Genomic DNA, 5,355 nt, shown 5'->3' on the forward strand with positions numbered 1-5,355 from the left:
CCGCGGCATGCCGCTGGCCACGCCGAGCGTGAACGGGTCGCCCGCGTTCGCCGGCCAGCGCGCCGGCGCCTGCGCCTGGGCCGGCCCGAACAACTGCCACAGCGCGACGGCAGCGGCCTGGCGGCCGAGGTGGGCGAGGGCGTGGCGACGGTCCATCTCGGCGCGGATTGTGGCCTCGGCGGATGACACCCCTACAATCGCGCCCCTCGCAAACCGGCCGCCTGCGGCAGATGCCATGTATTGCGCCATCGACTTCGGCACCTCCAACTCCGCCGTGGCGATTCCCGTGACGCCCGACGCGGCGCGCGGCATGCGCCTGGTCGAGCTCGAGCCCGGCCACACCACCATGCCGACGGCGGTCTTCTACTTCGTCGAAGGCCCCGAGCACGACGGCCCGCCGCGCGCCTTCGGTCGCGCCGCGGTGGCCGCCTACGTCGACGGGCTGGACGGCCGCCTGATGCGCTCGATGAAGAGCATCCTCGGCAGCAGCCTGATCGAGCAGACCACCGACGTCGGTGGCGGCCGCGGCGTGAAGTACCTCGACATCGTGGCCGGCTACCTGCGCCACCTGAAGCGCTGCGCCGAGGCCGATGCGCAGGCGCCGATCGACCGAGCGGTGCTCGGCCGCCCGGTGTTCTTCGTCGACGACGACCCGGCGCGCGACGCGCAGGCGCAGGCGGCGCTGGAGGCGGCGGCGCGGCAGGTGGGCTTCGCCGACATCCACTTCCAGTACGAGCCGATCGCCGCGGCCTTCGACCACGAACGCGGCATCGCCCATGAAGAGGTGGTGCTGGTGGCCGACATCGGCGGCGGCACCTCGGACTTCTCGGTGGTGCGTGTCGGCCCCGAGCGGGCGAAGCGCCTGGAGCGCAAGGACGACATCCTCGCCAACCACGGCGTGCATATCGCCGGCACCGACTTCGACCGCCGTGTCGAACTCGCCGCCATCCTGCCCGAGTTCGGCTACGGCGCGTTCGGCCCGAGCATCGGTGGCGCGCCGCCGCGCGAGGTGCCCAGCGGCGTCTACTTCGACCTCGCCACCTGGCACCTGATCAACACCGTCTACAACCCGGCGCGCGTGGCCGAACTGCGCGGCATGCGCGGCTTCTACGCCGACACGCGCCACCACGACCGGCTGATGATCGTGGTCGACGAGCGGCTCGGCCACGAACTCGCCGCGCGCGCCGAAGACGCCAAGATCGCCGTGGCGGAGGGCGGCCGCACCACCATCGACCTCTCGCACGTCGAGCGCCGGCTGACGGTGGAGTTGAGCGAGCCGCAGGCCGTGGCCGCACTCGACGCCGACATCGAACGCATCGTCGCCGCCGCGCGCGAGACCGTTCGCCAGGCCGGGCTGGCGCCGGAGGCGATCGACGCGCTGTACTTCACCGGCGGCTCCACCGGATTGCGGCTGCTCGCGCAGCGAATCGCCGCCGCCTTCCCGGCGGCGCGCCAGGTTCGCGGCGACCGCTTCGCCTCGGTGGCCAGCGGGCTGGCGGTGTTCGCGCAGCGCTGGTACGGGCGCGGCTGATCAGGCGGCCGCGACGGAGAGATCGAACAGGCTGGTGGCCTCGAGGTCCAGCACCTCGGTGCCGTGCTGGTTGAAGAGCTGCCACCGCCAGCGCAGGATGCCCAGGCCGGCCTTGCCCTTGGAGCGGCGCGTCTCCACCACCGTGGCGCGCACGCTGAGCCGGTCACCCGGGCGCACCGGGTGCGGCCACTTCACGTAGGCCAGCCCCGGCGAGGCGAACGATTCGCTGCCGGCCAGCGCCGCATCGGCCACGAGGCGCATCGCGATGCCGCAGGTGTGCCAGCCGCTGGCGATCAGGCCCTCGAAGCGGCCCTTCGCGGCGGCGCTCGCATCGGTGTGGAACCACTGCGGGTCGTACTGCGTGGCGAAGCGGACGATCTCCTCCTCGCTCACCTCATAGGGGCCGGCTTCGATCACCTGGCCCACGCTGAACTCCGCAAACTTCATGACGAACGATGGGCGCGGCGGCGCAGCCAGGGGCTGAGGCGGTAGCGCTCGCCGCGGTACTCGGCGTCGAGCGCGTGGATCACGGCGGCCACGCCGTCGACGCTCCAGCCCTTGAGCCACTCGAACGGCCCGGCCGGGTAGTTCACGCCGAGCTTCATCGCCGCATCGGCGCCGGCCTCGTCGCACACGCCCTGCAGCACCGCATCGGCGGCTTCGTTGATCAGCATCGCCACGGTGCGCGCCACCACCAGGCCCGGCGCATCGGCCAGCGGCAGCGGCGTGAAGCCGAGCGCGGCCAGCCAGGCGCCGGCCTGGGTGCGCCAGGCCGCATGGGCCGAAGGTGCCACCGCGTAGGCGAGCGCGCTGCCCGGCGCGATGGGCAGCGCCACAGGGCGGTCGAACACCGCCACGTCGGCCGCGCCGAGTTCACGCGCCAGCTGCTGGGCGCTGCGTCCGTCGGTGAGCACGAGGTGCGCGCCGTCGACGGTCAGGCCGATCCAGTCGCTGGCCAGGTCGCGCGCCGGGCCCCAGCCCTGCGGCGCGAGCGCGGCGATGGCGGCGTGCTCGAGATGATCGGCGATGGGCCCGACGCCATGCACCGTCACCTGCCGCGCCGTGGCCGGTGCCTCGTGCACCGCCACCGGCAGCGGCGGCACGCCGCCGCCTTCGCCGTAGGCGTAGAAGCCGCGGCCACTCTTGCGGCCGAGCAGGCCGCCGGCCACCATCTCGCCCTGCACCAGCGAGGGCACGTAGCGCTTGTCGAAGAAGTTGGCCGCGTAAACGGAGTTGGTGACCGCGAAATTCGTGTCGTGGCCGATCAGGTCCATCAGCTCGCACGGCCCCATGCGGAAGCCGGCTGCCTTCAGGCAGGCATCCAGCACCTGCGGCGTGGCCGCCTGCTCCTGCAGCAGTGCCAGCGTCTCGGCGTAAAAGGGGCGCGCGATGCGGTTGACGATGAAACCCGGCGTGCTCTTCGCGTGCACCGGCACCTTGCCCCAGGTCTGGCTCAGCGCGAAGATCGCCTCGGCCACCGCGGCGTCGGTCTGCAGGCCGTGCACCACCTCGACCAGCTTCATCAGCGGCACCGGGTTGAAGAAGTGCATGCCGACCAGGCGCTGCGGATGCGCCAGGCCGTTGGCGATGGCGGTGACGCTGATCGACGAGGTGTTGGTGGCCAGCACCGCCTCGGGCGCCAGCAGGCCTTCGAGCTCGCGGAACAGCGCGCGCTTGGCGTCGAGGTTCTCGACGATCGCCTCGACCACCAGGCCCGACTCGCGCGCCTGCGCGAGCGAATCGACGGCGACCATGCGCGCCATCGCCGCCTGCGCCGCATCGGCCGCGAGCTTGCCCTTGTCGACCAGCGATTTCAGCGTGCCGGCGAGCTTGTCGAGCGCCTGCGCGGCCGCGCCCGCGCGCGTGTCATAGAGCATGACGCGGTGGCCGGCCAGCGCCGCCACCTGCACGATGCCGGCACCCATGATGCCGGCGCCCACCACCAGCACGGGCGCGTTGCGAAGATCGATGCTCATCGGGGAATCCAGTTGGCCGGCCGCTTGGCCATGAAGGCGGCGAAGCCCTCGCGGGCCTCGTCGGTGCCGCGCACGCGGGCGATGGTGGCGGCGGTGAGTTCGCGCACCGCGGGCGTGATCGGCCCGACTTCGAGCTGCGCGAATAGCTGCTTGATCTCGCGCTGGGCGGCCGGGCCGCCGGCGAGCAGGTTCTGGATCGCGGCGTCGACCGCGGAGTCGAGCTGCTCGCGGGCGACGACCTGTTGCACCAGGCCGATGGCCAGCGCCTCGCCGGCGCGGATGCGCTCGGTGGTCAGTGCCAGGCGCTTCGCCTGCCGCTTGCCGACCGCGTTGACCACGTAGGGCCCGATCACCGCCGGCAGGATGCCGAACTTCGCTTCGCTGACCGAGAAGCTCGCGTCGTCGGCCGCGATGGCGATGTCGCAGGCGCAGGCCAGGCCCACGCCGCCGCCCAGCGCCGCGCCCTGCACGCGTGCCACCGTGGGCTTTGCACAGGCCTCGATGCGCGCGAGCATCGCCGCGAAGCGGCGCGCATCGGCGAGGTTCCACTCCTGGCTCGCGCTGCTGGCGCGCTGCATCCACTGCAGGTCGGCGCCGGCGCTGAAATGCTTGCCGGCACCGGACAGCACGATCACGCGCACGGTGTCGTCGGCTTCCAGCTGCGCGAAGGCGGCGTCGAGCTCGCCGATCATCGCCTCGTCGAAGGCGTTGAAGACGGCCTCGCGGGCCATCGTCACCTGGGCCACGCCGGGGGCGCGGGGTTCGATGCGCAGGGTGTCCATGCGTCTGCGGGTCAATACGTTTCGAGGTGCAGGCGGCCTTCGCGCTTCATCGCCGCGCCCACCGTGTCCCAGTCCAGCCCGGCGCCGCGTGCCACGTCGCGTAGCGTGGCGACCACGCCTTCTTCCATCGCCTTCAGGCCGCACACGAAGAAGTAGGCGTTGGGATCGGCCAGCAGCGGGGCCAGGTCGGCGGCGCGCTCGCGCATCGCGTCCTGCACGTAGCGCTTGGGCGCGCCTGCGGTGCGGCTGAAGGCGAAGTTGATGTCGATGAAGTCCTTGGGCAGGTTCTGCAGCGGGCCGAAGTAGGGCAGTTCCTCCTTCGTGCGCGCGCCGAAGAAGAGCATCAGCTTGCCCCCCTCGAACTTGCCCGACTGGCGCAGGCGCCGGCGCCACTCGGTCATCGCCCGCATCGGCGCGCTGCCGGTGCCAGTGCAGATCATCACGATGTGGCTCTTCGGGTGGTTGGGCATCAGGAAGGTGGTGCCGAACGGGCCGATCACCTGCACCGTGTCGCCCACCTTCAGGTCGCACATGTAGTTGCTGGCCACGCCGCGCACCGGTTTGCCCTGGTGGTCTTCGAGCACCCGCTTGATGGTCAGCGAGACGTTGTTGTAGCCCGGCCGCTCGCCGTTGCGCGGGCTGGCGATCGAGTACTGGCGCGCATGGTGCGGCCGGCCGCTCGCATCCGTGCCCGGCGGCACGATGCCGATGCTCTGGCCTTCCAGCACCGGGAAGGGCATGGCGCCGAAGTCGAGCACGATGTGGTGGGTGTCGTACTCCTTGCCGACCTCGGTGACGCGCACGTTGCCCACCACCGTGGCGGTGACGCTCTTCTCCGCGGCCTTGGGGCCGTAGAGGTTGGTGTAGGCATGCGCGGCCGACCAGGGTGGCAGCGTGGCGTTGTACTGCGCGCTGTTGAAGGCGGCTTCGGTGCCCGTCGTGGCCAGCGCGGCGGCAGCCGGCGCCGGCGCTTCGGCCGTCGCCGCATCGGCAGCCACGCCCGACTCGGCCAGTTCCTCGGCCGTCAGCTCGGCCGGCAGCACGTCCCAGGTGAGTTGCTCGGCCA

5 protein-coding genes are annotated in these 5,355 nt (G+C 72.0%); 1 reads left to right on the top strand and 4 read right to left on the bottom strand.

The genetic code is table 11. From position 1 onward, the window contains the following. Window positions 1-235 precede the first annotated feature (235 nt). Window positions 236-1,531 (top strand): Hsp70 family protein, encoded by a 1,296-nt coding sequence (locus AB7U92_RS21070; RefSeq protein WP_428581628.1) that lies wholly within the window; start codon window positions 236-238, stop codon window positions 1,529-1,531. On the opposite strand, the gene AB7U92_RS21075 is transcribed toward AB7U92_RS21070, so the two are convergent. The 4 genes from AB7U92_RS21075 to boxA all read right to left on the bottom strand — a co-directional run. Next, entirely contained in the window at window positions 1,532-1,978 is a 447-nt protein-coding gene (locus AB7U92_RS21075) for a MaoC family dehydratase (RefSeq protein ID WP_428581631.1), read from the bottom strand. It abuts the gene before it with no gap. Continuing rightward, window positions 1,975-3,507 carry a 3-hydroxyacyl-CoA dehydrogenase gene (locus AB7U92_RS21080; protein WP_428581634.1) on the bottom strand — a complete coding sequence of 511 codons (1,533 nt, stop codon included), beginning with the start codon at window positions 3,505-3,507 and terminating at the stop codon, window positions 1,975-1,977. The genes AB7U92_RS21075 and AB7U92_RS21080 overlap by 4 nt, the downstream gene beginning before the upstream one ends. Continuing rightward, entirely contained in the window at window positions 3,504-4,289 is a 786-nt protein-coding gene (locus AB7U92_RS21085) for an enoyl-CoA hydratase-related protein (RefSeq protein WP_428581636.1), read from the bottom strand. The genes AB7U92_RS21080 and AB7U92_RS21085 overlap by 4 nt, the downstream gene beginning before the upstream one ends. 11 nt (window positions 4,290-4,300) lie before the next feature. Beyond that, on the bottom strand, window positions 4,301-5,355 hold a 1,055-nt coding region (boxA, locus tag AB7U92_RS21090), incomplete at its 5' end, for a benzoyl-CoA 2,3-epoxidase subunit BoxA (protein ID WP_428581639.1).

This window comes from Piscinibacter sp., assembly GCF_050175855.1.
Lineage (GTDB): Bacteria > Pseudomonadota > Gammaproteobacteria > Burkholderiales > Burkholderiaceae_C > Piscinibacter.